The following is a 24,945-nucleotide window of genomic DNA, read 5'->3' as shown; positions in this document are numbered from 1 at the left end:
GCCATGCAAGCTGAGGCAGGTGCGATGGACGGCAAACCGACAGAGAAGCAGAGCGGCTGGCGCGGGTCCGAAGACCTGTGGCTCGACGCGGCCTACACGATCTTGGTCGAGAACGGAGTCGATGCGGTCAAGGTGATGCCGCTCGCCAAGCGGCTTGGGCTGTCGCGAACCTCGTTCTATGGGCATTTCGACAGCCGGGAGGCGCTCCTGAGCGCGCTGGTCGACCGCTGGAAGGCGAAGAACACCGGCAATCTGGTCGCCCGGACCGAGCGCTACGCGGAAAGCATCGGGGAGGCGATCTTCAACCTGTTCGATTGCTGGCTGCGGCCCGACCTGTTCGACGCGCGCTTCGATTTCGCCATCCGCACTTGGGCGCTGGCGGACCCCACGTTGCGCGAAGTGCTCGAAGCGGTGGACCAAGAGCGGATCGACGCGATCACCGCGATGTTCGCCCGGCACGGCTATCCCGAAGACCAAGCCCGGGTGCGGGCCTATGCCATGTACTACACACAGATCGGCTATATCTCGATGATGGTGACCGAGCCGGTGCACCTGAGAATTCAGCGGATGCCGCTCTATGTCGAGACGTTCGCAGGTGTGCCGCCGACCGAGGCGGAGGTGGCGCGCTTCTCCGCCCGACACGGATTTGGCGTCGGTCACGTCCTTGGCGGTGCTGCCCGCGACCTCTGACGACACCGCCTGTGTTCGATTGCGGGAGCCTCCGGCGGGAGTTTTTCTGCCAAAATGAAGGTGCCCGTCGCGCCTTTTTCATCTTGGCAAGAAAACTCCGGGGGAGTCCGAAGGACGGGGGCAGAGCCCCCTGCCGGGCGTGCCGAAGGCGCGCAATCAGATGTCTTTGACCAAGCGCAGCGCGTCATAGATCGCCGCGTGCGTATTGCGCGAGGACACGGCGTCGCCGATTCTGTAGAGCGCGAACCCGTTGCCGTGATCTGGTTGTGGCCGTCCCTCGATAAAGGCGTCTTGGTCGAGTGCCCCCTTGTTGGCAGAGAGCGGCTTGAGATCGAAGTAGAGGTCGTCCAGCGGCAGGGTGCCGTGGTTGACCACGATCTGATCGTAGCTCTTGGTTTGCCTGAGATCGGAATAGTCGGTGCCGATCACTGCGCGGAGTTGGTTGCCGTCTCGCTCTGCTGCCATCAGTCGCCTGGTCACCGTGAAGGTGACGGGCTTGTCTTGCAGGTTTCGCATGTAGGGAACGATGTTCATCGCCATGACGTCGGGCGCGAAGGTTCGGTCGGGCGTCATGATCTCGACCGTGGCCCCGGCATAGGCCAGTGTTTCCGCCGCCTGAAGCGCCGTGTGATCGCCGGCGTCGTCGTAGAGCAGCACGTTTTGCCCGGGCTTGGCGTCGCCGGCGATAATGTCCCAGGCCGAGACGGTGAGGTCGTTGCCCGATTCGAGAATTTCGGTGTTCGGCAGCCCTCCGGTCGCGATGATCACCACGTCCGGGTCGAGCGCCGTGATGTCGTCTGCTTCTGCGTAGCTGTTGAAGTGGAAGTTCACATCCCGCGCCGCGCATTGCGCCATTCGCCAATCGATGATCCCGATCATTTCGCGCCGCCGCTTGTTCAGGGCGGTCAATCGCACTTGCCCGCCCGGATCGGGCTGGGCCTCGAAGACAGTGACCCTGTGTCCCCGCTCGGCGGCGACGCGCGCGGCCTCTAGTCCCGCGGGGCCCGCGCCGACGATGACGACGTTTTTCGAGGCGTCGGCGCGGCTGATCGTGTGCGGCATCGTCAGTTCCCGTCCCGTCGCCGCGTTGTGGATGCACAGCGCGTCCCCCGCCTGATAGATCCGGTCGAGGCAATAGGTGGCCCCGACGCAGGGACGGATGTCGTCTTCTCGCCCTTCGACGATCTTCTGCACGATGTGCGGGTCGGCCATATGTGCCCGCGTCATCCCGACCATGTCGAGTTGCCCGGTGGCCACGGCGTGCCGCGCGGTCGCCACGTCCGGGATCCGCGAGGCGTGGAAGGTGGGCAGCCCCACCTCGGCCCGCACCCGGCCGGCGAAGTCGAGGTGCGGGGCGCTCGCCATCCCTTGCACCGGGATCACGTCCGTCAGCGCCGCGTCGGTGTGGATTTGCCCCCGGATCACGTTGAGGAAATCCACCCCTGCCTCCTTGAACAGGTGCCCGATGGCGATCCCTTCGTCGGCGTCGATCCCGCCTTTGGCCTGTTCATCCGCCACGTATCGCATCCCGAGCAGGAAGTCGGGACCGACCCGCGCCCGGCAGGCCCTGTAGACCTCCAAGGCGAACCGCGACCGGTTCTCCAGCCCGCCGCCCCAAGGCGCGTCGAGCGTGTTGGTCAGCGGCGACATGAACTGATCCATCAGGTGCCCGTAGCATTCGAACTCCACCCCATCGAGCCCGGCCGCCTGCATCCGTTCCGCCGCGTCCGCATAATCCGTGATGATCCGGTCGATTTCGTGGTCTTCGAGCACCTTGGGGAAAGCCCGGTGCGACGGTTCCCGGAACGGGCCGGGGGCGACGACCGGCAGCCAGTCGCCCTTGTTCCACTGGGTGCGTCGCCCGAGGTGCGTGAGCTGGATCATCACCGCGCAGCCATGCCCGTGGCAGTCGTCCGCGAGCGCCTTCATCCATGGCACGACCTCGTCCTTGTAGGCGAGGATATTGTTGAACACGGGCGGCGAGTTTCGCGAGACCGCCGCCGATCCCGCCGTCATGGTCAGCGCCACCCCCGCCTTGGCCCGTTCGGCGTGATAGGCCCGATACCGGTCCTTGGGCATCCCGTCTTCGGGGTAGGCCGGTTCATGGCTCGTCGTCATGATCCGGTTTTTCAGGGTGAGACCACCGAGGGTGTATGGCTGGAGCAGCGGATCTTTGGTCATGGGCCGGGCCTGTAAGAGGGTGCGATCGTTCGGAGCCTAGCGCCGCCGCCTCGCTGCGTCATCCCGAATCCGACATGAGTGTCGGATTTGTCGACAGGGACGTTGCCTGTTGAGCGTCGAGGGCCTGCCATCGCGATCCGGTAGCGCCGAGGGCCCTAGCCGCCATGATTGCACGCTTATTGTCGCCAAGGCACCTATGGCCGCGCCGAATCCGGTCCGATTGTTTCAAATGCCCGGCATTTCCGCCCAACGCTGTTCAAACTTTCGTCCGATTCGCTTGCTAGCCTTCCTTGCAAGGGGTGCTGCCGGAGGGATGGCGAATGACATTGCAAGGAACTGCACGCTGCTGTGCATGTATGCTGGCGCTCGGATTGGGGGTTACTGCCACCCCCGCCGTGGCGGACCAGCCGATTTCGGAGAGTATGGCCGATTGCGCGGGTATTCTGCGCACCATGGCCGGATGGGTCGCGGACCCGACCAATGCGGACCGTCTGCTCGACGTCTCGGACCGTTGGCTGGAGGCCAGCATCGAACAGGCCCGTACGGAGGGCGAATATTACCCCGCCTTCTACGCCATCTCGATGCAGGACGAGACCATCACCGAGTGGGAATCGCGCCGGGTGCTTGCCTCATTCTCGGATGATTTCAGTGCATGGGGTGCATTTTGTCGGGATTTGGCCGCCGATCACGGGCTGAACATCTATCCGGACTGACCGCCCTTTGCCCCCGATCCGGGGGCGCCGGGCAGAAATGCAGGGTGCCCTGTGCATCCCTGCCACTTGGCGCGACGGGCCGACGGGGATAGATATGCCGGGCACTAGACCGGAGCCCTACCCATGTCTGCCATCGTTTCGATCCGCGATCTGACCAAGACCTACCAGAGCGGTTATGAGGCGCTGAAAGGCGTCACGCTGGACATCGAAGAGGGCGAGATCATCGCGCTCCTCGGCCCGAACGGCGCGGGCAAGACCACGTTGATCTCGACCATCTGCGGGATCGTCACCCCGTCGAGCGGGACGATAACGGTGGGCGGCCACGACGTCGTCACGGGGTATCGCGGGGCGCGGTCCCTGATCGGCCTCGTGCCGCAGGAGCTGACCCTCGATTCGTTTGAGACGCCGATGAACACCTGCCGCCTGTCGCGCGGCCTCTTCGGCAAGAAGCGCGACGACGCCTATATCGAAAAGGTGCTCCGCCAGCTGTCCCTGTGGGACAAGAAGGACAGCAAGATCATCGCCCTGTCGGGCGGCATGAAGCGCCGGGTGCTGATCGCCAAGGCGTTGGTCCACGAGCCGCGGGTCTTGTTCCTGGACGAGCCGACCGCCGGTGTCGACGTCGAGCTGCGCAAGGAGATGTGGGAGGTTGTCCGCACCCTGCGCGAAGACGGCGTGACGATCATTCTGACCACCCATTACATCGAAGAGGCCGAAGCCATCGCCGACCGCATCGGCGTCATCGCCAAGGGCGAGGTTCTGCTTGTCCAGAAGACCGGCGACCTGATGTCCCAGATGGGCAAGAAGCAGCTTCGCATCGAATTGGTCAGCCCTGCCAAATCGCTCCCCGATGCGGTTGCCGACCGCGCCGTCGAGCTTGTCGATGACGGCCGCGCACTGATCTATACCTACGATACCACCAAGGAACGCACGGGCATCACCGCGCTGCTCAACGATCTGCAGTCCGCCGGTCTTCAGATGGCGGACCTGACAACCCACGAAAGCAGTCTCGAAGAGATCTTCGTCGATCTGGTGAAGGAAACAGCATGAACTTTCCAGCCGTCCGCGCCCTCTATACCTACGAGATGGTCCGGTTCTTCCGCACCCTCATGCAGAGCTTCATCTCGCCGGTCATTTCGACCTCGCTCTATTTCGTCGTCTTTGGTGCGGCGATCGGCGGGTCGATCGATACGGTCGAGGGCGTCAGCTATGGCGCGTTCATCGTGCCCGGCCTGATCATGCTGTCGGTGATGACGCAGGCCACGACCAATGCCTCGTTCGGGATCTATTTCCCGAAGTTCGTGGGCACGGTCTATGAATTGCTGAGCGCCCCGATGAACTTCCTAGAGATCACCATCGGCTATGTCGGTGCGGCGGCGACCAAGGCGCTGTTTATCGGTGTGGTCATTCTGGCCACGGCGGCGCTGTTCGTGGACATCACGATTGCCCATCCCTTCATGATGGTTCTGTTTCTGCTGCTGACCTGTATCAGCTTTGCCTTGCTGGGATTCATCATCGGCATCTGGGCCCGCAGTTTCGAGCAGTTGCAGCTGATCCCGCTTCTGGTGATCACCCCGTTGGTCTTTCTGGGCGGGTCGTTCTATTCGGTCACCATGCTCCCCCCGATTTGGCAGACGATCACCCACTTCAACCCCGTGCTCTATCTGATTTCGGGCTTTCGCTGGTCGTTCTTTGGCGTGGCGGATGTGCCGATCGGGTTGTCCCTGTTTGCGATTTCGCTGTTTACCCTGCTGGGGCTGGGTGTGGTTTGGCTCATTTTCCGCACAGGCTGGCGCATTCGGCAGTAGATCTGGTCACCTGTCCTTGTCCCTCGCGAGTGGCGCGCTTACATCGCTCACATGAGATGGAATCCGTTCGCCCCGCCGACCCCGTTTGTCGCCGTGATCCGCCTGCAGGGCGCGATTGCCAATGCCAGCCGGGGGTTGGATGATGTCAGCCTTGCCCCGGTGATCGAAAAGGCCTTTGCCAAGGGCAAGCCCAAGGCGATTGCCTTGCAGATCAACTCTCCCGGCGGGTCGCCGGTGCAGTCGTCGTTGATCGCCGCCCGTATCCGCCGCCTGGCGGAGGAAAAGAACATCCCCGTGATCGCCTTTGTCGAGGACGTCGCCGCGTCCGGCGGCTATTGGCTGGCCTGCGCGGCGGACGAGATCTATATCGACCGCGGCTCGATTGTCGGCTCGATCGGCGTGATCTCGGCGGGCTTCGGCCTTCACGAAGCGATTTCGAACTATGGCGTCGAGCGCCGTGTGCATACGGCAGGCGACAGCAAGTCGATGCTGGACCCGTTCAAGCCCGAGGATCCAGAAGACGTCGCCCGGCTGGAAGGCTGGCTCAGCGAGCTGCACGATTTCTTCATCGATCATGTGAAAACCCGCCGCGGCGACAAGCTGGGCGATGCGCCCGGCCTGTTTCAGGGCGAAGTCTGGGTCGGCAACAAGGCCGTCGAGCAGGGCTTGGCCGATGGTATCGGCCACCTCGTTCCGATGATGAAGGACCGCTTTGGCGACAAGGTTCGGTTTCGCCGCTATGCCGTCAAGCGGTCGTTCCTCAGCCGCTTTGGCGCGGCGATCATGGGTGACGCGGTCGCCGCGATCGAAGACCGGGTCGCCTTTGCCCGATTTGGCCTGTAGCCCATGGCCATCAAGGTTGTCCTTCTCTTTCTGATCGGCATGGCAGTGCTGGCGATGTTCGGCAAATTCCGTTTTCCCGGCCAAGCGCGGCTGGAAGCGGCAAAGTGCAAGGGCTGTGGTAGGTATCGAATTGGCAAGGGCCCATGCTCTTGCGGGAAGGAACGTCGTTGATGGATTGGCTCTATGTGGGCCTTGGCCTGATCATCCTGCTCCTGGCGGGCGATGCATTGGTCAAGGGAGCCGTAAACCTGTCGCTGCGTGTGGGCGTGCCTGCCCTGATCGTGTCGCTGACAATCGTCGCCTTCGGCACCTCGGCCCCGGAGCTGCTTGTCTCGGTCAACGCCATTCTGGACGGTGCGCCGGGCCTTGCCCTGGGCAATGTCGTCGGATCGAACACGGCCAACGTGCTGTTGGTCTTGGGCGTTCCGGCCCTGATCGCCACGATGCACACCAGCGAGCACGACACCAGAGACAGCTATCTGCAGATGATGGCGGCGACCGCCTTGTTCATCGGATTGTGCGCATTCGGCGTGCTGACATGGTGGTCGGGCCTGATCCTGCTGGCCGCTCTGGCGGCGATGCTGGTTCATGCGGCCCGGGTCTCGATGCGCCATCGCGCCGAGATGTCGGCGGCCGCGGATGCCTGCACCGGTGAGGAAGAAGAGGTCGAGGGTGCCGATCCCAACCTTGGTTGGCCCAAGATACTCCTGTTTCTCGTGCTCGGTCTTGTCGGCCTGCCTCTGGGGGCGGAGCTTTTGGTCGAGGGCGCCGTCAACATCGCCCGCACGTTCGGCGTGTCGGAGACGGTGATCGGCCTGACGCTCGTGGCGCTGGGCACCTCTCTGCCCGAGCTGGCGACCACGGTGATGGCCGCCCTGCGCCGTCAGGCGGATGTGGCCATCGGCAACGTGATCGGATCGAACATGTTCAACCTGTTGGGCATCATGGGGGTCGCGACCCTCGTCGGCCCGGTCCCGGTCGATCCGAGCTTTATGTCGTGGGATCTTTGGGTGATGGCGGGCGCCTCCGTTCTTCTCATTCCGTTCGTTTATCTTGGTCGAGATCTCACCCGGCTCTGGGGCGGCCTGCTTTTCGCTCTATATGCGGCGTATGTGGTGCTTGCGCTGACGTAAGGGGACGATGAGATGAAGAGAGCATTGGTGACAGGCGCAGGGGTGCGCCTTGGCCGCGCGATGGCGCTGTATCTGGCGGATCGCGGCTATGACGTGGCGGTTCATTACGCCAGTTCCGCCGACGAGGCCGAGGCCGTGGTGGCCGAGATCCGCGCCAAGGGCCGTGTCGCCCACGCCGTTCAGGCCGATCTGCTGGACGAGGTCCAGACCGTTCGACTGGCCGAGCAATCCGCCGCGCTGCTGGGTGGCCCGATCACCTGCCTGGTCAACAATGCCTCGATCTTCGAATACGACAATCTGGCCAATGCTACCCGCGACAGCTGGGACCGCCATATAGAGAGCAATTTGCGCGCACCCGTCGTGCTGACGCAGGCGATTGCTGCCGCCATGCCCGATCCGACCGAGGACGAAAACGGCGAGCCGGTGGCACAGGGGCTGGTGGTCAATATGGTCGATCAGCGTATCCGCAAGCTCACGCCCGAGTTCATGAGCTATACCATCGCCAAAATGGGACTGTGGGCCTTTACCCAGACCGCCGCGCAATCGTTAGCGCCGCGGGTGCGGGTGAATGCCATCGGACCGGGTCCGACCCTGCGAGGCGGACGTCAGAGCGAGGCGCATTTCGCCAAGCAACGCGAGTCCACAATCTTGAGGCGAGGGGCCAATCCGGCGGATATTTGCGCCGCGCTGGGCTATTTCATCGACGCCGTGGCCGTCACCGGGCAATGCCTTTGCGTCGACGGTGGTCAGCATCTGGCTTGGCAGACGCCGGACATCCTGGGGGTCGAATAAGGCCCGCCAAAGTTGACCCCGCGTCAGAGTTATCTACCCCCGCGGCGTTCTGTCACAAAACTTTATTAATTCCCCTGATTTTTCAGGTGTTTGCCCGCGTTGAAAGAAAAACAGCCTTAATTTCAGCGCGTTATGTGGCCGCCCAAAAATTAGGCAGATCGACGAACTGTGCCGAAAACAACGAGAATTTCGATGTGTCTGCTGATTGCCCACCGGTTTATCCACAGCTTCCGTGGATGCCTTTCGTCTTGCGTTCGCCAGAGCAAGATTGCAGCGGCCCACCAGAATCGCCATATCTGACCCATGACCGATCTGCCTCCCGAACCGACGACCGCTCCGCTGACGGGCTATGCCTGCATTCAAGCCTATCTGCGCACGCTCGATTCCTCGCCGGGTGTCTACCGGATGTTGGATGCGGAAAGCCGGGTCTTGTATGTCGGCAAGGCGCGCAACCTGAAGGCGCGGGTGACGAGCTATTCCCGGCCCGGTCAGCACAGCCCCCGGATCGCCCGGATGATCCGCGATACCGCGTCGATGATGTTTCTGACGACCCGGACAGAGACCGAGGCGCTGCTGCTCGAGCAGAACCTGATCAAGCAGCTTAAGCCGAAATACAACGTGCTGCTTCGCGACGACAAATCCTTTCCGAACATCCTCGTCAGCTCGACCCATGCCTATCCGCAGATCAAGAAGCACCGCGGCGCCAAGAAGGAAAAGGGCGACTACTACGGCCCCTTCGCCAGCGCCGGCGCGGTGAACCGGACCCTGCAGCAATTGCAGCGGGTGTTCCTGCTGCGCAACTGCACCGACAGCGATTTCGAGACCCGGACCCGGCCCTGTCTGCAGTATCAGATCAAGCGCTGTTCGGGCCCCTGTGTCGGTCTGATCTCCGAGCCGGACTATGCCCGCAGCGTCGAGTCCGCCAAGGCCTTTCTCAGCGGTCGCACCAAGGGCATTCAGGAGGCGCTGGCCGAGCAGATGCAGGCGGCTTCCGAAGCGATGGAGTTCGAGCGTGCCGCCGCCCTGCGTGATCGGATCAAGGCGTTGACCCAAGTGCAGACCGCGCAGGGCATCAATCCGCGCGGAGTGGCCGAGGCCGACATCATCGCTCTGCATCTGAACGAGGGGCAGGCCTGCGTGCAGGTGTTCTTCATCCGGGCCAATCAGAACTGGGGGAACCACGACTACTATCCCCGTGTCGGCCCCGATGTGGACCCGAGCGAGGCGATGCAGGCTTTCGTCGGCCAGTTCTATGCCGACCGCGAGCCGCCGCGGATGCTGCTCTTGTCGCATGGGTTGGACGACGAGGATCTGATGGCCGAGGCCCTGGCCGGCAAGCGTGGCGGCAAGGTCGAGATCATCGTCCCGCAACGGGGCGAAAAGGCCGAGCTGGTTTCGGGTGCGCAACGCAATGCCCGCGAAAGCCTTGCCCGGCGGCTGTCGGAGACCGCGACCCAGACCAAGCTGTTGCGCGGTGTCGCCGAGGCGTTCGGGCTGGAGGCCCCGCCGCGCCGAATCGAAGTGTATGACAACAGCCACATCATGGGCACCAACGCGGTCGGTGCCATGATCGTCGCCGGGGCCGAGGGGTTCGAAAAGGGCCAGTATCGCAAGTTCAACATCAAGGGCACGGATATCACGCCGGGTGACGACTTCGGGATGATGAAGGAAGTGCTCACGCGCCGGTTTCAGCGGCTTCTCAAGGAAGACCCCGAACGGAGAAGCCAGATGTGGCCGGACCTGTTGCTGATCGACGGCGGGGCTGGCCAGGTCAGCGCGGTGCGCCAGATCATGGAGGAGCTGGGCGTCGGCGACGTTCCGATGGTCGGCGTGGCCAAGGGCGTCGACAGGGACGCGGGCAAGGAAGAGTTCCACCGGACGGGCCAGCGCCCGATGGCGTTGCGCCATAACGACCCGGTGCTCTACTTCATTCAGCGGCTGCGCGACGAGGCGCACCGCTTTGCCATCGGCACGCACAGGGCGAAACGGGCCAAGGCCGTCGGCGCCACCCCGCTCGACGACGTGCCGGGGGTGGGAGGCAAGCGCAAACGTGCCTTGCTGGCGCATTTCGGATCGGCCAAGGCCGTCGCCCGCGCCAATCTGGCCGATCTCAAGGCGGTCGAAGGGATTTCCGAAAGCATGGCGCAGACCATCTACGACTTCTTCCACGAGAAGGGCTGACCCAAAGGAGCGCCTTTCGGCGCACGCCATTTTGCGCTTCGCGCAGTTTGGATATTTGAAACCCAAAGAAGCTATGCGCCGCGCTGATCTTCTTTGGGTCAAAAATATCCCCCCCGGAGGGTCCGCACTCTGCCAAGCCGCGCTGTCCATATGGCGCTTGGCGCTGCAACCCGATATGCAGGCCCTATGAAATGGACTTTGCCAAATATCCTGACGGTTTTGCGTCTGTTCGCCGCGCCGGGCGTTGCGATCATGTTCCTGTATTTCGCCCGGCCATGGGCGGATTGGTATGCTTTGGCGTTGTTCGTCGGCGCGGCGGTGACGGATTTCTTTGACGGCTATCTGGCCCGCGCCTGGCGTCAGGAGAGCAAGTTCGGAGCGATGCTTGATCCGATTGCCGACAAGGCCATGGTGATCATCGCGCTTCTGGTCATTACCGGCTTCTCCGGGATGGACCCGTGGATTCTGCTCCCCGCCACTCTGATCCTGTTTCGTGAGGTGTTCGTTTCCGGGCTGCGCGAATTCCTGGGCGCCACCGCTGGCTTGCTGGCCGTGACCAAGCTGGCCAAGTGGAAGACCACGGCGCAGATGACCGCCATTGCGGTTCTTTTTTCCACCGGTGCGTTCGAGCATTACTTCGTCATGGAGAGTCTCGGCATGGACCAATCCATAATCGACGACATCTTTTCGGGTGTGATCGAGGACGAATTCGGCCTGCGCTGGAAGCATGCCGGGATGATCATCAGTTGGTATGTGGGCATTGTCCTGCTGTGGATCGCCTGTCTTCTGACCCTGATGACCGGCTGGGACTACTACCGCAAATCGTTGCCCCATCTGCGGGGTGCCAAATGATCGACGTCTTGTATTTCGCGTGGGTCAGGGAGCGGATTGGTCTGCCGAAAGAGCGCGTCGAGACTTCCGCGTCGACGGTTGCCGACCTTGTCGCGGAGTTGTCCGCCCGGGAGGAACGTTATGCGGCGGCCTTTGCCGATATCTCCGCGTTGCGAGTCGCCTTGGATCAGGAGTTGTCCAGCTTTGACGCTCCACTCGCCGGTGTCCGCGAGGTGGCGTTCTTTCCCCCAATGACGGGCGGCTAGTCGGATGTCTGTCCGCGTTCAGCCAGAGCCGTTTGATGCCGGTGCCGAGTTGACCGCCTTTTCCGCCATTGCGTCCGGGGCGGGTGCCATCGTCAGCTTTACCGGGGTGGTCCGTGATACCGAGGCCCGTCTGTCCGCGATGGAGATCGAGCATTATCCCGGCATGACCGAATCTGCGATTGCCAAGATAGTGGCCGAGGCCCGCGACCGCTGGTCTTTGACCGAGGCGATGGTGATCCACCGCCATGGTCGTTTGGCTGTTGCCGAGCCGATCATGATGGTGGCCACGGCATCGCCCCACCGCGCGGATGCCTTCGCCGCCGCCGAATTCCTGATGGACTATCTGAAGTCCCGCGCCCCGTTCTGGAAGAAGGAGATCGCGGCGGATGGCGCCAGTTGGGTCGCGGCCAAGGACGAGGACGAGGACGCCCTAGCCCGGTGGCAGCCGTAGCGCAGCGCAAGGTTCGTGCTCGGGGCAGGTGATCAGGTGGTCGTTGACCATCCCCGTCGCCTGCATGAACGCATAGACGATCGTCGGCCCGCAGAATCGGAAGCCCGCCTTTTTTAGATCCTTTGAGATTTGCGTCGAGAGCGGTGTGAAGGCCGGCACCTCCGCCATTGTGGCCCACCGATTCTGGATCGCTTCGCCGCCGACATAGCCCCAGAGGTAGTTCGCAAAGCCCTGCTCTTCCTCGATCTTCAGATAGGCCTTGGCGTTGCCGATGGTTGCTTCAATCTTGCCCCGGTGCCGGATGATCCCCGGATCGGCGAGGCAGCGCAGCACCTCGGCCTCGCCCCATGTCGCGATCACCTCTGGATCGAAACCGGCAAAGGCCGCCCGGAAATTCTCCCGCTTTTTCAGGATGGTGATCCAGCTGAGCCCGGCCTGAAACCCGTCGAGGATCAGCTTTTCCCACAGCGCCCGCCCGTCCCATTCCGGCACCCCCCATTCGGTGTCGTGGTAGTCGCGGTAGATCGGTTCCGACCCCGCCCAGCCGCAGCGTTCGCCCATGGTCTGCCCTTTTCGAGAATAACCCGCCAATTCATCGCAAATTCGGATCCTTTAGACAACGTTAGCCGCGCATTGGGTAGGGTCAGCCGATTCCAACGAGTAGGTGCTATGGCTGGACCCGACCTTTACGCAGTCCCCTCCGCTTCGGAGCCGCTTGATCCGCTGCAGGCGGCCGTTGCCAGCCGTGACAAGGACGTGCCGACGATGGTGCGCTCTGCCTTGGCGGCCGGTCGCACCCAGCTGGCGTTTCAGCCGGTGATGCGTCCGGGTGGCGGCACGACCCCGGCGTTCTACGAGGGCCTGATTCGCATTCTCGACGACGGTGGCCGCATTTTGCCCGCCCGCCATTTCATGCCCGATGTCGAGGAAACCGCGATGGGCCGCGACATCGACTGCGCCAGTTTGCGTATGGGATTTGAGAAACTCCACGCCAATCCCAGCCTGCGGTTGGCGATCAACATGTCCGCCCGGTCGATTGCCGATGGCCGCTGGCGTCAGATCCTGCGGCAGGGTTTGGCCGGGGGCGATCTGGGGAATCGCCTGATTCTGGAGATCAGCGAGCAGTCCGCGATGATGCTTCCCGAGGTGGTGATCCGGTTCATGGCCGAGATGCAGCCCCGCGGCGTTGCCTTTGCTCTCGACGACTTCGGCGCCGGTTTGACGGCGTTTCGCTATCTCAAGGACTTCTTTTTCGATCTGGCCAAGCTCGACAAGCACTTTGTCCGCGACATCGACACCTCGCCCGACAATCAGGTGCTGAGCGAGGCGCTGATTACCGTTGCCCATCAGTTCGAGATGTTCGTCGTCGCAGAGGGGGTGGAAACCAGCGGCGAGGCGGCGATCCTGACGGAGCTGGGTGTCGACTGCCTTCAGGGCTATCTCTATGGGGTGCCGAAGGCGGGTCTTTGACCCAGGGTCAATTCCGGTATGCGCCGAAGCCCCGACCTTCGGAAACACGTTGCCCTGCCTGACCGGCCCGCTTAAAACGAGGGCATTGGCAGGGAGGCAATGACGCAAATGCGTCGAACCGCAGTCCTGCTTTTGGTGACCCAAAGAGAGGACCAGCCTATGACCAATGTCGTTATCGCATCTGCCGCCCGCACCGCCGTGGGGAGCTTTGGAGGCGCGTTTGCCAATTCCCCGGCCCATGACCTGGGGGCTGCTGTGTTGGCCGAAGTGGTCAAGCGTGCCGGTGTGGACCCTTCCGAAGTAAGCGAAACCATCCTTGGTCAGGTGCTGACCGCCGCTCAGGGCCAGAACCCGGCCCGTCAGGCCCATATCAACGCTGGTCTGCCCAAGGAGAGCGCGGCGTGGTCGATCAACCAGGTCTGTGGCTCTGGCCTGCGCGCCGTTGCACTGGGTGCGCAGCACATCATGCTTGGCGACGCCTCTATCGTGGCGGCCGGTGGTCAAGAGAACATGACCCTGTCCCCCCACGCGCAGAACCTGCGCGCAGGGCAAAAGATGGGTGATCTCCAGTTCATCGATACGATGATTCGCGACGGTCTTTGGGATGCGTTCAACGGCTATCACATGGGTCAGACCGCCGAGAATGTTGCGGATCAATGGCAGATTTCCCGCGATATGCAGGACGAGTTCGCCGTCGCCAGCCAGAACAAGGCCGAAGCCGCGCAGAAGGCCGGCAAGTTCGTCGACGAGATCGTGCCCTTCATCGTGAAGACCCGCAAAGGCGAGATCACGGTCGATTCCGACGAATACATCCGTCACGGTGCCAACATGGAGGCCATGGCCAAGCTGCGCCCGGCATTCACCCGCGAAGGGTCTGTCACGGCTGCCAACGCCTCTGGCCTGAACGACGGCGCGGCCGGCACCCTGCTGATGAGCGCCGACGAGGCCGAGAAGCGTGGCATCGAGCCGCTCGCCCGCATCGCCAGCTATGCGACCGCCGGTCTGGACCCGTCGATCATGGGCGTCGGCCCGATCTATGCGTCCCGCAAGGCGCTGGACAAAGCCGGTTGGAAGGTCGAGGACCTCGATCTGGTCGAAGCCAACGAAGCCTTTGCCGCACAGGCCTGTGCCGTGAACAAGGACATGGGCTGGGATCCGGCGATCGTGAACGTCAACGGTGGCGCGATTGCCATTGGTCACCCCATCGGCGCCTCCGGCGCCCGCGTTCTGAACACCCTGCTGTTCGAGATGAAGCGTCGCGGCGCCAAGAAGGGTCTTGCCACCCTGTGCATCGGTGGCGGCATGGGCGTGGCGCTCTGCGTCGAGCGTCCCTAATCCGCGCTTCAGGGTGGGCCCCGGCCCACCCTGACAACTGGCCTGATGTTGTGAGTAATATTATTGCGCCCAAGATTTCTCACCGATAACATCATTGCATAAAAGACTTTTTAAGGAGGAGAACCCACATGCCCAGAGTTGCCCTAGTTACCGGAGGCTCCCGGGGGATTGGCGCCGCGATTTCCAAGGCCCTCAAGGCCGAAGGCTATGCCGTCGCCGCCACCTATGCCGGGAATGACGATGCCGCCGCGGCCTTTACGGCCGAGACCGGAATCAAGACCTACAAGTGGGATGTTTCCAACTACGACGATTGCGCCAAGGGGGTGGCTCAGGTCGAATCCGAGGTCGGCCCGATCGACGTGCTGGTCAACAACGCCGGCATCACCCGCGATGCGCCGTTCCACAAGATGAAGCCCGAGCAGTGGCATCAGGTGATCGACACCAACCTGACCGGCCTGTTCAACATGACCCACAACGTCTGGGGCGGCATGCGCGACCGCAAGTTTGGCCGCGTTGTGTCGATCAGCTCGATCAACGGCCAGAAGGGCCAGTTTGCCCAGGCCAACTATGCCGCCGCCAAGGCTGGTGACATCGGCTTTACCAAGGCGTTGGCGCAAGAGGGAGCCCGTGCGGGCATCACCGTGAACGTGGTGGCCCCTGGGTATATCAACACCGAGATGATGCAGACGATCCCCGAGAAGGTGATGAACGACGTCATCCTGCCGCAGATCCCCGTTGGCCGTCTGGGTGAGGCCGACGAAATCGCACGCGCGGTGGTGTTCCTTGCCTCTGACGACGCAGCCTTTATCACCGGGTCGACCCTGTCGGCCAACGGTGGGCAATACATGATCTGACGACAGTGGCGGGATAGAAAACCTTATGCGTGATCCGTCCCGCCCGCTTGCCACGGCAATCGGCTTTACAGCTGTCTTGCTATGGGCACTCCTCGCGGTTCTGACCGTCTGGACTCAGCCGACTCCCCCCCTTTTGCTGAACGCGATCTGCTTTGCCATTGGCGGGGCCGTTGGCCTGATCTGGTGCGCGAGCACGGGCGGGCTCGGACAGCTTCGCCGGGTGCCCTTGGGCGTCTATGCCTTTGGCACGGTTGGCCTTTTTGGCTATCATTTCCTCTATTTCTCTGCATTGCGCATGGCGCCGCCCGCAGAGGCGGGTCTGATCGCCTACCTATGGCCGCTGCTGATCGTGCTCTTTTCCGGCTTGCTTCCGGGAGAGCAACTGCGCAAGGGCCACATCATCGGGGCATTGATCAGCTTTGTCGGTGCCGGGATTCTGGTCACGTCGGGCGGGGCCGGTTTTGATCTGGCCAATCTGCCGGGCTATGGCTTGGCGCTGATCTGTGCGCTGTTCTGGTCGACCTATTCGGTGGTGTCGCGCCGGTTCGGCGCGATTCCGACGGCCAGTGTTACGGTGTTCTGCCTTGCCTCGGCGGTGCTGTCTGCATTGGCCCATCTGGCATTGGAAGAGACGGTCTGGCCCGTCGGTTTCGCCGGGTGGGCCGCGTTGGCGGCTCTCGGTCTCGGCCCCGTGGGGCTGGCCTTCTTCGTTTGGGACGTGGGCGTCAAACGCGGTGACATTCAGATGCTCGGCGTCGCATCCTATGCCGCGCCGCTTTTGTCGACGCTGGTGCTGGTGGTCGTAGGTATTGCCGCGCCAACAGGCGCGCTGTTGGTCGCGGCGCTGATGATCACTGGGGGCGCGGCGCTGGCTGGCTGGGCCAGCAACGCTCGCCCCTCAGGAGGTTAATGGGTGGACAGGCGCGTAATCTCTTCCTTGATGTGAAGCTTTTGCTTCTTCATCTTGGCGATTTCGAGGTCATTCGTACCAGGGTTGCGCTGGGCAACCTCTACGGCCTCGGAGAGTGTCTGGTGCTTCTTTTTGAGTTCCTCGATGTGCGACGTCACGCTCATATTCGTCCTCCTGTCTGATTGCACTTTCGTAGGTCCAGACGACCACAGTTTCACAATTCTGTCACGAAACTTATTCTTGAGCCGCCATATAGGCGAGATTGGGGGCCAATTCTTGCCAAGCCGTTAACGGGGACGCGGCAAAGCGGCCCCTTCGCGCAAAATGCTGCGGATGAATGGCCCGTAGTCGTCGCCGTCCCGAAGGTGCGCTGGTCCGGTGTGCAGGACCAGCGGCGCCAAGAGCCGCAGCGGTGCCCGCCCGTCCTTGCGCGCCTGCACGATCACCCGGTCCGCGTCGCGCCCGTCTCGCCCCGCGATGGGCAGAACGGTGATCGAGCCGAGTCGTGCTGTCGCCGCCGTCAGGATCTCGCCCAGCCGGTCGGCCTTTTGGATCAGGGTGAGCCAGCCCTTTGGTCGCAGCCGCCGGGCGGCGGTTTCGACCCAGTCGGCCATCGGGGTATCGCCCCCCAGCGCCATATCCCGCCCGGAATCAGGGGCGGGGCTACCCTTTGTCCTGTCGTAGTAGGGCGGATTGGCGAGGACGTGGTGAAAGCAGGTGTTGCGCAGATCGCCCGGAAGCTGCCGCAGATCGCAGGTGTGGATCTGCGCCTCCATCCCGTTCAGCGCGGCATTCTGCCGGGCCAGTTCGGCATAGTCGGGCTGCACCTCGATCCCGGCGAGCGTCAGCCCCGGCACCCGCGCCCCGAGGCAAAACAGCGCAGCACCGACGCCGCAGCCAAGCTCGAGCACCAATTCGCCGCTGGTAGCAGGCACGGCGGCAGCGAGCAGGACCGGGTCGATCCCCGCCCGATAGCCTTTGCGCGGCTGCAAAAGCTGCACCCGTCCACCCAGAAAGGCGTCTTGGGTGAGATTATCGCCCGAGATCGATGTCATTGTCCCGCATGGCCCGCTCGGCCTCATCCAGATCAGCCTCGCGCACCATGAGCCGCCGGGGGAGGACGCCGATGCTGCCTTCGAGGACGCTCATATTTACGTCGATTTCAAAGCAGTCTATACCCTCGCCGTTCAACAGAGCGGTTGCAAAGGCAATGACCGTCGGGTCGTTGGTGCGCAAAAGTTCTTTCATGTCTCATCAGCTAAGGCCTCGCATGGCCATTGTCGAGGAAGTGACCACATTATGAGCCTCGATGCCGCGACCAAACCGCACGAGCAGTTGGCCGAGTATCTCGCCACAGACATGGAGGCGGTGAACAGAATGATCCGCGCTCGGATGGCGTCGGAACATGCCCCGCGCATCCCCGAAGTGACGGCGCATCTGGTCGAGGCCGGCGGCAAGCGCCTGCGCCCGATGCTGACGCTCGCCGCCGCTCGTCTGTGTGGTTATGACGGCCCGTATCACGTGCATCTCGCCTCGACGGTCGAGTTCATCCATACCGCCACCCTGCTGCATGACGATGTGGTCGACGAGAGCGATCAACGTCGTGGCCGCCCGACCGCCAACCTGCTGTGGGACAACACCTCCAGTGTTTTGGTGGGCGACTACCTGTTTGCCCGGTCGTTTCAGTTGATGGTCGAGACCGGATCGCTCCGCGTTCTGGATATTCTGGCGAATGCCGCTGCCACCATCGCCGAGGGCGAGGTGCTGCAACTGACCGCCGCCCGCAATCTGGAGACCACCGAGGAGATCTACCTCAAGGTCGTGCGCGGCAAGACCGCCGCCCTGTTCTCGGCGGCGACGGAGGTAGGCGGGGTGATCGCGGGCGCCGATGAGGCCGTGGTCAAGGCGCTGTTCGACTATGGCGATGCCTTGGGCATTTCGTTCCAGATCGTCGACGATCTGCTCGACTATGCGGGCACCGAGGCCACCGGCAAGGATATCGGTGACGATTTCCGCGAGGGCAAGCTGACCCTGCCGGTGATCCGTGCGGTGGCCGCTGCCGATCCGTCAGAGCGAGAGTTCTGGACGCGCACGTTCGGCAAGGGCCGCATCGCCGAGGGGGATCTGGAGACCGCGCTGGCGCTGTTTGCCAAGTACGACACGCTGGAAGCGACCCGCCGCGATGCCGTCCTCTGGGCCGATCGCGCCAAGGCGGCGCTTGACGCCGTGCCGGAGCATGACCTGCGCCAGATGCTGGCCGATCTCGCCGATTACGTCGTCGCGCGTCTGCGTTAGAGCATCTCGGCCGGGGCGACCCACCAGCCCATCTCTGCGACCTGCATCACCCGCGCGACCTGCCGCGCGGTGCCGATATCCGGCACCAGCCCGACGCAGGTCGCCCCAGAGCCGGACATCACCGCAGCACCCACGGCGGGCAAGCGGTTGAGCTGTGTCAGCGCCCGGCCGACCTCTGGCGTGATCGCTTCGGCGGGGGCTTGCAGATCGTTGCGCTGGGCCTTTAGCCATTGGCAGAAGTCGTCGAAGCCGAGCCCGTGGGGCAGGGCATCCATCGGCGGGTTGTCGGCCCGGGCGAGCCCCTGAAACACATCCCCGGTGGGAAGCGGCACCTTTGGATTCACCAGCACCATGGCGCAATTGGGCAGCGGGTGCACGGCCGAGAGCCGTTCGCCGATTCCCTCCATCCGCACCGGCTGTGGGGCGCAGCGGCAGGCGGGCACGTCGGCGCCGAGGGCCAGCACGTCGGGGTCGTCGGCGGGCAGGGGCGGCACCCCCCAAAGCTCGGCCAGCAAGGCCAGAGTGGCGGCGGCGTCGGACGAGCCGGAGCCGATGCCGGCGGCGTGCGGCAGCGCCTTGATCAGCCGAATGTGTGCCCCGACCTCGACCCCGGATCGGGCCTGAAACAGATGCGCCGCCCGCAGGATCGAGTTGCTTTCGTCGCGCGGGACGCCCTCGGCGAAGGGCCCCGACACATCGAGGCTGAGCTCTGGTGCGACAGTGGCCGTGATCTCGTCGCTGACGGAGCCAAAGACCACGAGGCTATCCAGCAGGTGATAGCCGTCTGGCCGTTTGCCCGTGACGTGCAGCGTCAGGTTGATCTTGGCCGGAGCCAGAGCAGAGGCAAACGACATGCCTCAGAGATCCTGTGCCGTGCTGGGAACCTCGACGCCTTCTTCGGTGAGCACCTGATCCAGACCGACCTCGAGCTTGCGCCGAATCCGCGTCGCCTCGTCCGGTTCGGGATCGAAGGACAGCGCCCGCTGCCATTGGAACCGGGCCTCGCGCTTGCGCCCGACGGACCAGAGCACGTCGCCCAGATGGTCGAGCACGATCGGATCGACGGGTTCGAGCTCGGCGGCCCGCTCCATCGGCTCGACCGCGTCTTCGATCCGCCCGAGCACGAAGTAGGCCCAGCCGAGGCTGTCGATGATCGCGCCGTTCTGTGGCTGCGCATCGACGGCGGTTTCGATCATTTGCAGGGCTTCATCCAGTTTCTCGCGCCGTTCGACCAGCGAATAGCCCAGATAGTTCAGGATCTGCGGCTGATCGGGGTTCAGCGCCAGTGCGGACCGGAAATCAGCTTCGGCCTCGGGCCAATTGTCCACCCGGTGATAGCCGATCGCCCGCATGTAGAACACGAACCAGAGCCGTGGATCGCGCGGGTCCATCAGGTCGATGGCGCGCGAATAGGCGTCGATCGCTTCGTCGAACCGTTCGCTCTGCCGCATGGCATCGCCCAGCGTGATATGCCCCATCGGCAGATCCGGATAGACCCGGATCAACTGGCCGAGCACTTCGATCGCGAGCGCGGTTTCGCCGTCCTTGCGCAGCACTTCGGCCCGCCCGAGTTCGGCCTCGAAAAACGCCGGATCGTCCTGCGGGACGGTGGCATAGGCCGCGCTGGCCAAGGGATAGGCACCCAGCATATCGAGCAGTTCGGCGGTCAGGATCGCGATGTCGGCATCGTCGGGATGCAGCGCCTGCGCGATCCGGGAGTAGAGCAGCACGTAGGTTTCGGGCGTCTCCTCGCTGAGGATGCTGGCGAGGGTGTAGTAGACCTCGGCCAGCCCGGTGCTGGCACCGGTGACGACCGAAAACGGGATCGGCTCGCCCGTCTCCAGCTGCGTGCGCAGTTCGCGCAGGGTCAGATCGTCGGGCGCGGGGCCGACGGCTTCGTCGAGCATCGCGACGGCGGCTTCGGATTGCCCAAGCTGACTGAGCACCTGAGCGCGGGCGATCAGGGTCCGCCTGTTGCGCGCCATCCCTTGTGACGGTTCGAGCGACAGGATCGCTTCTGCGCCTTCGAAATCGCCCACGGTGGCGAGGGCCAGCGCCTTGTGAAACAGCCCGAAGGACCGCATACCGGGCGCCTCGATCACTTCGTCGAAGGCATCGAGCGCCGAACGCATGTCGCCTTTGCCCACGTAGGCCCAGGCCCGCGTCAGACCGTCGACCAGGGGACCGACCGAATGTCCGGCCTCCAGCGCGTCGAAGATGGTGTTCCAGTCGTTCGACTGCGCAGCCTTTAGCGCCAGCACCATATTGGCCAACTGGCTGTCCATGCCGCTGCCAAGCGCGGCCTCGGCCACGGGGATCGCGGCATCGACATTTCCGGTGGCCAGACGGCTGGCCAGCAGGTTCTCGATCAGGTCGGGATTGGTCGGGTCGTCTTCCAGCGCCGAGCTGAACCACGACGATGCGGCGGTGAAATCGTTTTGCCCGGCGGCAGAGCGGGCGGCGAGATAGGAACCGGCGTTCGGCTGGGCGACGGCCGTGCCAGCGGTCATCCCAAATGCCGAAACCAGCGCCAACGCCGATAAGATGGACTTTGCCATTGTCTGCTGTCTCCTGCCTGAGGGTTGTTTTGACCAAACGCTATCCAAGGCGGGGGCCCTGCGCAATCAATCGGCCCACGGGATCCCGCCGTTGCGGCGAGATCCCGCGGTTTTGTCGATCACATGTTCGGGTAGTTGGGTCCGTCGCCGCCTTGCGGCACTGTCCAGACGATATTCTGGTTCGGATCCTTGATGTCGCAGGTCTTGCAGTGGACGCAGTTCTGGAAGTTGATCTGGAACCGGGTCTCGTCACCTTGGCCGACAAACTCGTAGACCCCGGCCGGGCAGTATCGCGCCGCCGGGCCGGCGTATTCCGGCAGGTTCGTTTCCACCGGCTCCGACGGATCCTTCAGCGTCAGGTGCGCCGGCTGGCTTTCCTCGTGATTGGTGAAGCTGTAGGCCACGTTCGTCAGCCGGTCGAAGGACAGAACACCGTCGGGCTTGGGGTAGTCGATGGGCGCGTGCTTGGACGCCTTTTCGGTGGCGGCGGCGTCGGTCTTGCCGTGCTTGATCGTTCCGAGCAGCGACAGTCCGAAAAGGTTGTTCGTCCACATGTCGAAGCCGCCGACGGCCAGCGAGGGCAGCAGCCCGTATTTCGACCACAGCGGTTTGACGTTCCGCACCATCTTGAGGTCTTTGCCGATCGGCCCCTCGCGCACGGCGCTGTCGTATTCGCTGAGCGTATCGCTGGCCCGCCCCGCCTTGATCGCCGCATGTGCAGCTTCGGCGGCGTGGATACCGGAGAGCATCGCGTTGTGGTTGCCCTTGATCCGCGGGACGTTGACCATCCCGGCCGAACAGCCCAGCAGCGCCCCGCCGGGGAACGCCGTGTCGGGCATCGACTGATAGCCGCCCTCGGTAATGGCCCGCGCCCCGTAGGCGATCCGCTTGCCGCCCTTGAGAAGCTCCGCCACCATCGGGTGATGCTTGAACCGCTGGAATTCCATGTAGGGGAACAGATGCGGGTTCTTGTAGTTCAGGTGCACCACAAAGCCGACGTAGACCTGATTGTTCTCGAGGTGGTAGATGAACGAACCGCCACCGGCGGCGTTGTTCAGCGGCCAGCCCATCGTGTGCGTGACGGTGCCTTCGCGGTGCTTCTCGGGGTCGATCTCCCACAGCTCTTTCATTCCGAGCCCGTATTTCTGAGGCTCGTGCCCGGCGGCCAGATCGTATTTCGCAATCACCTGTTTCGACAGCGATCCCCGCACGCCTTCCCCGAGGAAGACGTATTTGCCGTGCAACTCCATCCCCGGTTCGTAGTTCGGCCCGTGGCTGCCGTCCGCTTCCTTGCCGAATTCACCGGCGACCACGCCTTTGACTTCGCCGTTCTCGCCGTAGACCAATTCGGAGCAGGCCATGCCCGGGAAGATCTCGACGCCGAGTTCTTCGGCCTGTTCGGCCAGCCAGCGGCAGACGTTCCCCATCGCGACGATGTAGTTGCCGTGATTGTTCATCAGCGGCGGCATGGCGAAGTTCGGCACCCGGATCTTGCCCGCCTCGCCCAGCATGTAGAAGTTGTCCTGCTTGACCGGCACGTTGATCGGTGCGCCCTTGGCCTTCCAATCGGGGATCAGCTTGTCGAGCCCGGCGGTGTCGAGCACCGCTCCCGACAGGATATGTGCGCCGACTTCGGAGCCCTTTTCGAGCACGACGACATCCAGATCGGCGTCCAACTGCTTGAGCCGGATGGCGGCGGACAGCCCAGAGGGACCAGCCCCCACGATTACTACGTCGTATTCCATCGTCTCGCGCGCAGTGTCGGTCATTGCAGATCCTCTTGCAGAGCCCCGTTCCAGAGCCGGTTTGCTTTGGGAATTGGAGTTACCGCAGGACTGACCGAGGGGCAATCTATACACAGCGTCAGAATGCGCGGTGTTTGCACGATTGCCCCGGAATCCATCGCCGTCGCCCGGACTGCCGCCGGCAGCGGCGCTACATCACCGGTTCGGCCCGCAGATCAGAGCCGTCCGGCGCCACCGCCCAGATCCGGTAGGCGTCGGTGCCGACATAGATCGTCCCGTCCGGCCCCTGGTCGATCGCCACCGGATATTCGCTGTCGCCGGGGATATCGCCTGCGTCCACCTCGATTTCGGTGTCTTCGCCGCCACCGAGCGGCCGCAGGATCAGCCCCCGCCGATCCCCGAGGAACATCGTCAGCCCATCGTCCGACAGGTGCGAGGTCCGCCCGCCCGGTCGCCCGACATCCAGCATCTGCACGGTGCCGTTCGGCAGGATCAGGGCGCTTTCCCGCCCGTCCAGTATCACCGCGACCCCGGCCACCATCCGCACCATATCCGCGCTCGACATGGTGAAGTAGGTGGGGGTGCCGGTGGCGGTGCCCGCCTCGACGTCGATCTGGATCACGGCCGACATCCGCCCGTCGTGCATCTGCTTGAATTCTTCTTCGGCAAAGTCGTCCAGATCGTCGGGCGCGTCCTCCGTCGGCTCGTCCTCGGTCCGTTCGCTGCGCGTCAGCCCTAGCGCGAAGCGCCCGTCGTCGGACAGCGCAATCGCCTCGGCCCGAAGCTCTGGCAGGGCGATCATCGGCCCTTCGGCCCCGGTGGCCGTATCGACGATGTGGAACTGGGTTTCCTCGGACCGGTTGCGGTAGATCAGCAACTTGCCGCTCGCCGCCGCATAGGAAAAGCCGGAGATGTTCTCGACCTCCCACAGCTTTTCATGGCTGCCGGCATCCGCCGCAAAGATCGTCCTGTCGTCGGAGCGCACCAGATAGGCGCTGCCGTCGGGCAAGTGATCCATCCACGAGGCCGTTTCGGGCAGCCAGCGCCTGTCGCGCACCTCCAGAGTCGTCGGATCGAGCGTGTAGAGCACCCGGCTTTCCCCGGTCACCAGAAGCGATTGCCCGTCGGGGCTGATGCTGACCCCGGACAAGCCGTTGGCCGATTGCGCCAGTGCGGCGCTGCCGAAACCTATGGCGACGCTGGCGCACAGCGCCATAAATGATGTTTTCATGTCTTGCTCTCTTGTTCAAATGTGCCGAAATGGCAAAAGGAATTGGATTGAATAGGCTCGAGCCTACTCAAGTGGCATTTTTTGGCAAGTCTGGAACCCCGGACGTCTGTGCGTGCTTGGGTTTGCGTTCCGATGTTGATACAACCCCGCGATACGTTCGCGATGAAGGCTATACCGATGGAAAAGATACCACTGACCAAAGCCGGGTTTGACGCCCTCAACGCCGAGCTGAAGAAGCTCAAGAGCGTGGAACGTCCGGCGATCATCGCCGCGATTTCCGAGGCGCGTGCCCATGGCGATTTGTCGGAAAACGCCGAGTATCACTCGGCCAAGGAAAAGCAGTCCTTTATCGAGGGCCGCATCAAGGAGCTTGAGGGCGCGATCGGCCTTGCCGACGTGATCGACCCATCCAAGCTGTCCGGCACGGTCAAATTCGGGGCCAAGGTCGAGATCGTCGACGAGGAAACCGACGAGGAAAAAACTTTTCAGATCGTCGGCGAATACGAGGCCGATATCGAAAACGGCCGCCTCAACATCAAATCCCCGCTGGCCCGCGCCCTGATCGGCAAGGATACCGGCGACAGTGTCGAAGTCCGCACACCCGGCGGGACGCGCTCTTATGAGATCCTGTCGATCACATATGCCTGACAGATGACCA

At 63.3% G+C, this 24,945-nt stretch carries 26 protein-coding genes; 17 read left to right on the top strand and 9 right to left on the bottom strand.

The window, feature by feature from the left end; translation table 11 throughout:
* Positions 1-3 precede the first annotated feature (3 nt).
* Positions 4-690 carry a TetR/AcrR family transcriptional regulator gene (locus LOM8899_RS04930; protein WP_245820430.1) on the top strand — a complete coding sequence of 229 codons (687 nt, stop codon included), beginning with the start codon at positions 4-6 and terminating at the stop codon, positions 688-690.
* Positions 691-846: 156 nt separating this feature from the next.
* Here LOM8899_RS04930 and LOM8899_RS04925 read toward each other — a convergent pair whose 3' ends face one another.
* Positions 847-2,871, bottom strand: coding sequence for an NADH:flavin oxidoreductase (locus LOM8899_RS04925; RefSeq protein ID WP_093990993.1), 2,025 nt, complete (start codon positions 2,869-2,871; stop codon positions 847-849).
* 320 nt (positions 2,872-3,191) lie between these two features.
* Here LOM8899_RS04925 and LOM8899_RS04920 point away from each other — a divergent pair, with 320 nt between their 5' ends.
* From LOM8899_RS04920 to LOM8899_RS04875, 10 genes are all read left to right on the top strand, one after another.
* Positions 3,192-3,584: a hypothetical protein gene (locus LOM8899_RS04920; RefSeq protein ID WP_133064978.1), complete on the top strand. Its 393-nt coding sequence runs from the start codon at positions 3,192-3,194 to the stop codon at positions 3,582-3,584.
* Positions 3,585-3,707: 123 nt separating this feature from the next.
* Positions 3,708-4,634: an ABC transporter ATP-binding protein gene (locus tag LOM8899_RS04915; protein ID WP_093990991.1), complete on the top strand. Its 927-nt coding sequence runs from the start codon at positions 3,708-3,710 to the stop codon at positions 4,632-4,634.
* Positions 4,631-5,392 (top strand): ABC transporter permease, encoded by a 762-nt coding sequence (locus LOM8899_RS04910; protein ID WP_093990990.1) that lies wholly within the window; start codon positions 4,631-4,633, stop codon positions 5,390-5,392. The genes LOM8899_RS04915 and LOM8899_RS04910 overlap by 4 nt, the downstream gene beginning before the upstream one ends.
* A 51-nt stretch (positions 5,393-5,443) precedes the next feature.
* Complete coding sequence (locus tag LOM8899_RS04905; protein WP_093990989.1) at positions 5,444-6,235, top strand: S49 family peptidase; 792 nt, start codon at positions 5,444-5,446, stop codon at positions 6,233-6,235.
* Between the two features lie 170 nt (positions 6,236-6,405).
* Positions 6,406-7,368, top strand: a complete 963-nt coding sequence (locus LOM8899_RS04900) for a calcium/sodium antiporter (protein ID WP_093990988.1) — start codon at positions 6,406-6,408, stop codon at positions 7,366-7,368.
* Positions 7,369-7,380: 12 nt separating this feature from the next.
* The gene (locus LOM8899_RS04895) at positions 7,381-8,160 is read left to right on the top strand and encodes an SDR family oxidoreductase (RefSeq protein WP_093990987.1); all 780 of its coding nucleotides are present in this window, start codon (positions 7,381-7,383) and stop codon (positions 8,158-8,160) included.
* A 303-nt stretch (positions 8,161-8,463) separates the two neighbouring features.
* Entirely contained in the window at positions 8,464-10,341 is a 1,878-nt protein-coding gene (gene uvrC, locus LOM8899_RS04890; protein ID WP_093990986.1) for an excinuclease ABC subunit UvrC, read from the top strand.
* A 186-nt stretch (positions 10,342-10,527) separates the two neighbouring features.
* Positions 10,528-11,193: a CDP-diacylglycerol--glycerol-3-phosphate 3-phosphatidyltransferase gene (pgsA, locus tag LOM8899_RS04885; protein ID WP_093990985.1), complete on the top strand. Its 666-nt coding sequence runs from the start codon at positions 10,528-10,530 to the stop codon at positions 11,191-11,193.
* Positions 11,193-11,438 carry a molybdopterin converting factor subunit 1 gene (gene moaD / locus LOM8899_RS04880; protein ID WP_093991426.1) on the top strand — a complete coding sequence of 82 codons (246 nt, stop codon included), beginning with the start codon at positions 11,193-11,195 and terminating at the stop codon, positions 11,436-11,438. The genes pgsA and moaD overlap by 1 nt, the downstream gene beginning before the upstream one ends.
* A gap of 4 nt (positions 11,439-11,442) precedes the next feature.
* The gene (locus LOM8899_RS04875; protein WP_093990984.1) at positions 11,443-11,889 is read left to right on the top strand and encodes a molybdenum cofactor biosynthesis protein MoaE; all 447 of its coding nucleotides are present in this window, start codon (positions 11,443-11,445) and stop codon (positions 11,887-11,889) included.
* Here the strand turns inward: LOM8899_RS04875 and LOM8899_RS04870 are convergent.
* On the bottom strand, positions 11,869-12,450 hold the full coding sequence (locus LOM8899_RS04870) for a DNA-3-methyladenine glycosylase I (protein ID WP_093990983.1): 582 nt from the start codon (positions 12,448-12,450) through the stop codon (positions 11,869-11,871). The two genes, LOM8899_RS04875 and LOM8899_RS04870, sit on opposite strands and share 21 nt — an antisense overlap.
* A 108-nt stretch (positions 12,451-12,558) precedes the next feature.
* Here LOM8899_RS04870 and LOM8899_RS04865 point away from each other — a divergent pair, with 108 nt between their 5' ends.
* The 4 genes from LOM8899_RS04865 to yddG all read left to right on the top strand — a co-directional run bounded on the left by LOM8899_RS04865 (position 12,559) and on the right by yddG (position 16,458).
* The gene (locus tag LOM8899_RS04865; protein ID WP_093990982.1) at positions 12,559-13,359 is read left to right on the top strand and encodes an EAL domain-containing protein; all 801 of its coding nucleotides are present in this window, start codon (positions 12,559-12,561) and stop codon (positions 13,357-13,359) included.
* Positions 13,360-13,518: 159 nt separating this feature from the next.
* Entirely contained in the window at positions 13,519-14,694 is a 1,176-nt protein-coding gene (locus tag LOM8899_RS04860; protein ID WP_093990981.1) for an acetyl-CoA C-acetyltransferase, read from the top strand.
* Positions 14,695-14,822: 128 nt separating this feature from the next.
* The gene (gene phbB / locus LOM8899_RS04855; RefSeq protein WP_093990980.1) at positions 14,823-15,548 is read left to right on the top strand and encodes an acetoacetyl-CoA reductase; all 726 of its coding nucleotides are present in this window, start codon (positions 14,823-14,825) and stop codon (positions 15,546-15,548) included.
* A 25-nt stretch (positions 15,549-15,573) separates the two neighbouring features.
* Entirely contained in the window at positions 15,574-16,458 is an 885-nt protein-coding gene (gene yddG, locus LOM8899_RS04850) for an aromatic amino acid exporter YddG (RefSeq protein ID WP_093990979.1), read from the top strand.
* On the opposite strand, the gene LOM8899_RS04845 is transcribed toward yddG, so the two are convergent.
* The 3 genes from LOM8899_RS04845 to LOM8899_RS04835 all read right to left on the bottom strand — a co-directional run bounded on the left by LOM8899_RS04845 (position 16,455) and on the right by LOM8899_RS04835 (position 17,706).
* Positions 16,455-16,622, bottom strand: a complete 168-nt coding sequence (locus tag LOM8899_RS04845) for a YdcH family protein (protein WP_093990978.1) — start codon at positions 16,620-16,622, stop codon at positions 16,455-16,457. The two genes, yddG and LOM8899_RS04845, sit on opposite strands and share 4 nt — an antisense overlap.
* Before the next feature lie 123 nt (positions 16,623-16,745).
* Positions 16,746-17,513: a tRNA1(Val) (adenine(37)-N6)-methyltransferase gene (locus LOM8899_RS04840; protein ID WP_093990977.1), complete on the bottom strand. Its 768-nt coding sequence runs from the start codon at positions 17,511-17,513 to the stop codon at positions 16,746-16,748.
* Complete coding sequence (locus LOM8899_RS04835) at positions 17,491-17,706, bottom strand: putative signal transducing protein (protein ID WP_093990976.1); 216 nt, start codon at positions 17,704-17,706, stop codon at positions 17,491-17,493. The genes LOM8899_RS04840 and LOM8899_RS04835 overlap by 23 nt, the downstream gene beginning before the upstream one ends.
* Before the next feature lie 51 nt (positions 17,707-17,757).
* On the opposite strand from LOM8899_RS04835, the gene LOM8899_RS04830 reads away from it, so the two are divergent.
* The gene (locus tag LOM8899_RS04830) at positions 17,758-18,753 is read left to right on the top strand and encodes a polyprenyl synthetase family protein (RefSeq protein WP_093990975.1); all 996 of its coding nucleotides are present in this window, start codon (positions 17,758-17,760) and stop codon (positions 18,751-18,753) included.
* On the opposite strand, the gene LOM8899_RS04825 is transcribed toward LOM8899_RS04830, so the two are convergent.
* The 4 genes from LOM8899_RS04825 to LOM8899_RS04810 all read right to left on the bottom strand — a co-directional run bounded on the left by LOM8899_RS04825 (position 18,750) and on the right by LOM8899_RS04810 (position 24,287).
* Complete coding sequence (locus LOM8899_RS04825) at positions 18,750-19,607, bottom strand: 4-(cytidine 5'-diphospho)-2-C-methyl-D-erythritol kinase (protein ID WP_093990974.1); 858 nt, start codon at positions 19,605-19,607, stop codon at positions 18,750-18,752. The two genes, LOM8899_RS04830 and LOM8899_RS04825, sit on opposite strands and share 4 nt — an antisense overlap.
* A gap of 3 nt (positions 19,608-19,610) precedes the next feature.
* Entirely contained in the window at positions 19,611-21,311 is a 1,701-nt protein-coding gene (locus tag LOM8899_RS04820) for a tetratricopeptide repeat protein (protein WP_245820429.1), read from the bottom strand.
* A gap of 119 nt (positions 21,312-21,430) precedes the next feature.
* Positions 21,431-23,080: an electron transfer flavoprotein-ubiquinone oxidoreductase gene (locus tag LOM8899_RS04815; protein ID WP_093990973.1), complete on the bottom strand. Its 1,650-nt coding sequence runs from the start codon at positions 23,078-23,080 to the stop codon at positions 21,431-21,433.
* Positions 23,081-23,246: 166 nt separating this feature from the next.
* Entirely contained in the window at positions 23,247-24,287 is a 1,041-nt protein-coding gene (locus tag LOM8899_RS04810) for a WD40 repeat domain-containing protein (RefSeq protein WP_133064977.1), read from the bottom strand.
* A gap of 177 nt (positions 24,288-24,464) precedes the next feature.
* On the opposite strand from LOM8899_RS04810, the gene greA reads away from it, so the two are divergent.
* Positions 24,465-24,935 carry a transcription elongation factor GreA gene (gene greA / locus LOM8899_RS04805; RefSeq protein ID WP_093991424.1) on the top strand — a complete coding sequence of 157 codons (471 nt, stop codon included), beginning with the start codon at positions 24,465-24,467 and terminating at the stop codon, positions 24,933-24,935.
* Positions 24,936-24,945 lie beyond the last annotated feature (10 nt).

The sequence above is a fragment of the Flavimaricola marinus genome, assembly GCF_900184895.1.
Taxonomy (GTDB): domain Bacteria; phylum Pseudomonadota; class Alphaproteobacteria; order Rhodobacterales; family Rhodobacteraceae; genus Flavimaricola; species Flavimaricola marinus.
The sequence above is the reverse complement of the archived record's forward strand: the minus strand, read 5'-3'. Positions and strand labels throughout refer to the sequence as shown.

Bases quoted from the DNA above. Each gene is read 5' to 3' on its own strand.
- LOM8899_RS04930 (WP_245820430.1), top strand. From the start codon at position 4: ATGCAAGCTGAGGCAGGTGCGATGGACGGCAAACCGACAGAGAAGCAG.
- LOM8899_RS04925 (WP_093990993.1), bottom strand. From the start codon at position 2,871: ATGACCAAAGATCCGCTGCTCCAGCCATACACCCTCGGTGGTCTCACC.
- LOM8899_RS04920 (WP_133064978.1), top strand. From the start codon at position 3,192: ATGACATTGCAAGGAACTGCACGCTGCTGTGCATGTATGCTGGCGCTC.
- LOM8899_RS04915 (WP_093990991.1), top strand. From the start codon at position 3,708: ATGTCTGCCATCGTTTCGATCCGCGATCTGACCAAGACCTACCAGAGC.
- LOM8899_RS04910 (WP_093990990.1), top strand. From the start codon at position 4,631: ATGAACTTTCCAGCCGTCCGCGCCCTCTATACCTACGAGATGGTCCGG.
- LOM8899_RS04905 (WP_093990989.1), top strand. From the start codon at position 5,444: ATGAGATGGAATCCGTTCGCCCCGCCGACCCCGTTTGTCGCCGTGATC.
- LOM8899_RS04900 (WP_093990988.1), top strand. From the start codon at position 6,406: ATGGATTGGCTCTATGTGGGCCTTGGCCTGATCATCCTGCTCCTGGCG.
- LOM8899_RS04895 (WP_093990987.1), top strand. From the start codon at position 7,381: ATGAAGAGAGCATTGGTGACAGGCGCAGGGGTGCGCCTTGGCCGCGCG.
- uvrC (WP_093990986.1), top strand. From the start codon at position 8,464: ATGACCGATCTGCCTCCCGAACCGACGACCGCTCCGCTGACGGGCTAT.
- pgsA (WP_093990985.1), top strand. From the start codon at position 10,528: ATGAAATGGACTTTGCCAAATATCCTGACGGTTTTGCGTCTGTTCGCC.
- LOM8899_RS04875 (WP_093990984.1), top strand. From the start codon at position 11,443: ATGTCTGTCCGCGTTCAGCCAGAGCCGTTTGATGCCGGTGCCGAGTTG.
- LOM8899_RS04870 (WP_093990983.1), bottom strand. From the start codon at position 12,450: ATGGGCGAACGCTGCGGCTGGGCGGGGTCGGAACCGATCTACCGCGAC.
- LOM8899_RS04865 (WP_093990982.1), top strand. From the start codon at position 12,559: ATGGCTGGACCCGACCTTTACGCAGTCCCCTCCGCTTCGGAGCCGCTT.
- LOM8899_RS04860 (WP_093990981.1), top strand. From the start codon at position 13,519: ATGACCAATGTCGTTATCGCATCTGCCGCCCGCACCGCCGTGGGGAGC.
- phbB (WP_093990980.1), top strand. From the start codon at position 14,823: ATGCCCAGAGTTGCCCTAGTTACCGGAGGCTCCCGGGGGATTGGCGCC.
- yddG (WP_093990979.1), top strand. From the start codon at position 15,574: ATGCGTGATCCGTCCCGCCCGCTTGCCACGGCAATCGGCTTTACAGCT.
- LOM8899_RS04845 (WP_093990978.1), bottom strand. From the start codon at position 16,622: ATGAGCGTGACGTCGCACATCGAGGAACTCAAAAAGAAGCACCAGACA.
- LOM8899_RS04840 (WP_093990977.1), bottom strand. From the start codon at position 17,513: ATGACATCGATCTCGGGCGATAATCTCACCCAAGACGCCTTTCTGGGT.
- LOM8899_RS04835 (WP_093990976.1), bottom strand. From the start codon at position 17,706: ATGAAAGAACTTTTGCGCACCAACGACCCGACGGTCATTGCCTTTGCA.
- LOM8899_RS04830 (WP_093990975.1), top strand. From the start codon at position 17,758: ATGAGCCTCGATGCCGCGACCAAACCGCACGAGCAGTTGGCCGAGTAT.
- LOM8899_RS04825 (WP_093990974.1), bottom strand. From the start codon at position 19,607: ATGTCGTTTGCCTCTGCTCTGGCTCCGGCCAAGATCAACCTGACGCTG.
- LOM8899_RS04820 (WP_245820429.1), bottom strand. From the start codon at position 21,311: ATGGCAAAGTCCATCTTATCGGCGTTGGCGCTGGTTTCGGCATTTGGG.
- LOM8899_RS04815 (WP_093990973.1), bottom strand. From the start codon at position 23,080: ATGACCGACACTGCGCGCGAGACGATGGAATACGACGTAGTAATCGTG.
- LOM8899_RS04810 (WP_133064977.1), bottom strand. From the start codon at position 24,287: ATGAAAACATCATTTATGGCGCTGTGCGCCAGCGTCGCCATAGGTTTC.
- greA (WP_093991424.1), top strand. From the start codon at position 24,465: ATGGAAAAGATACCACTGACCAAAGCCGGGTTTGACGCCCTCAACGCC.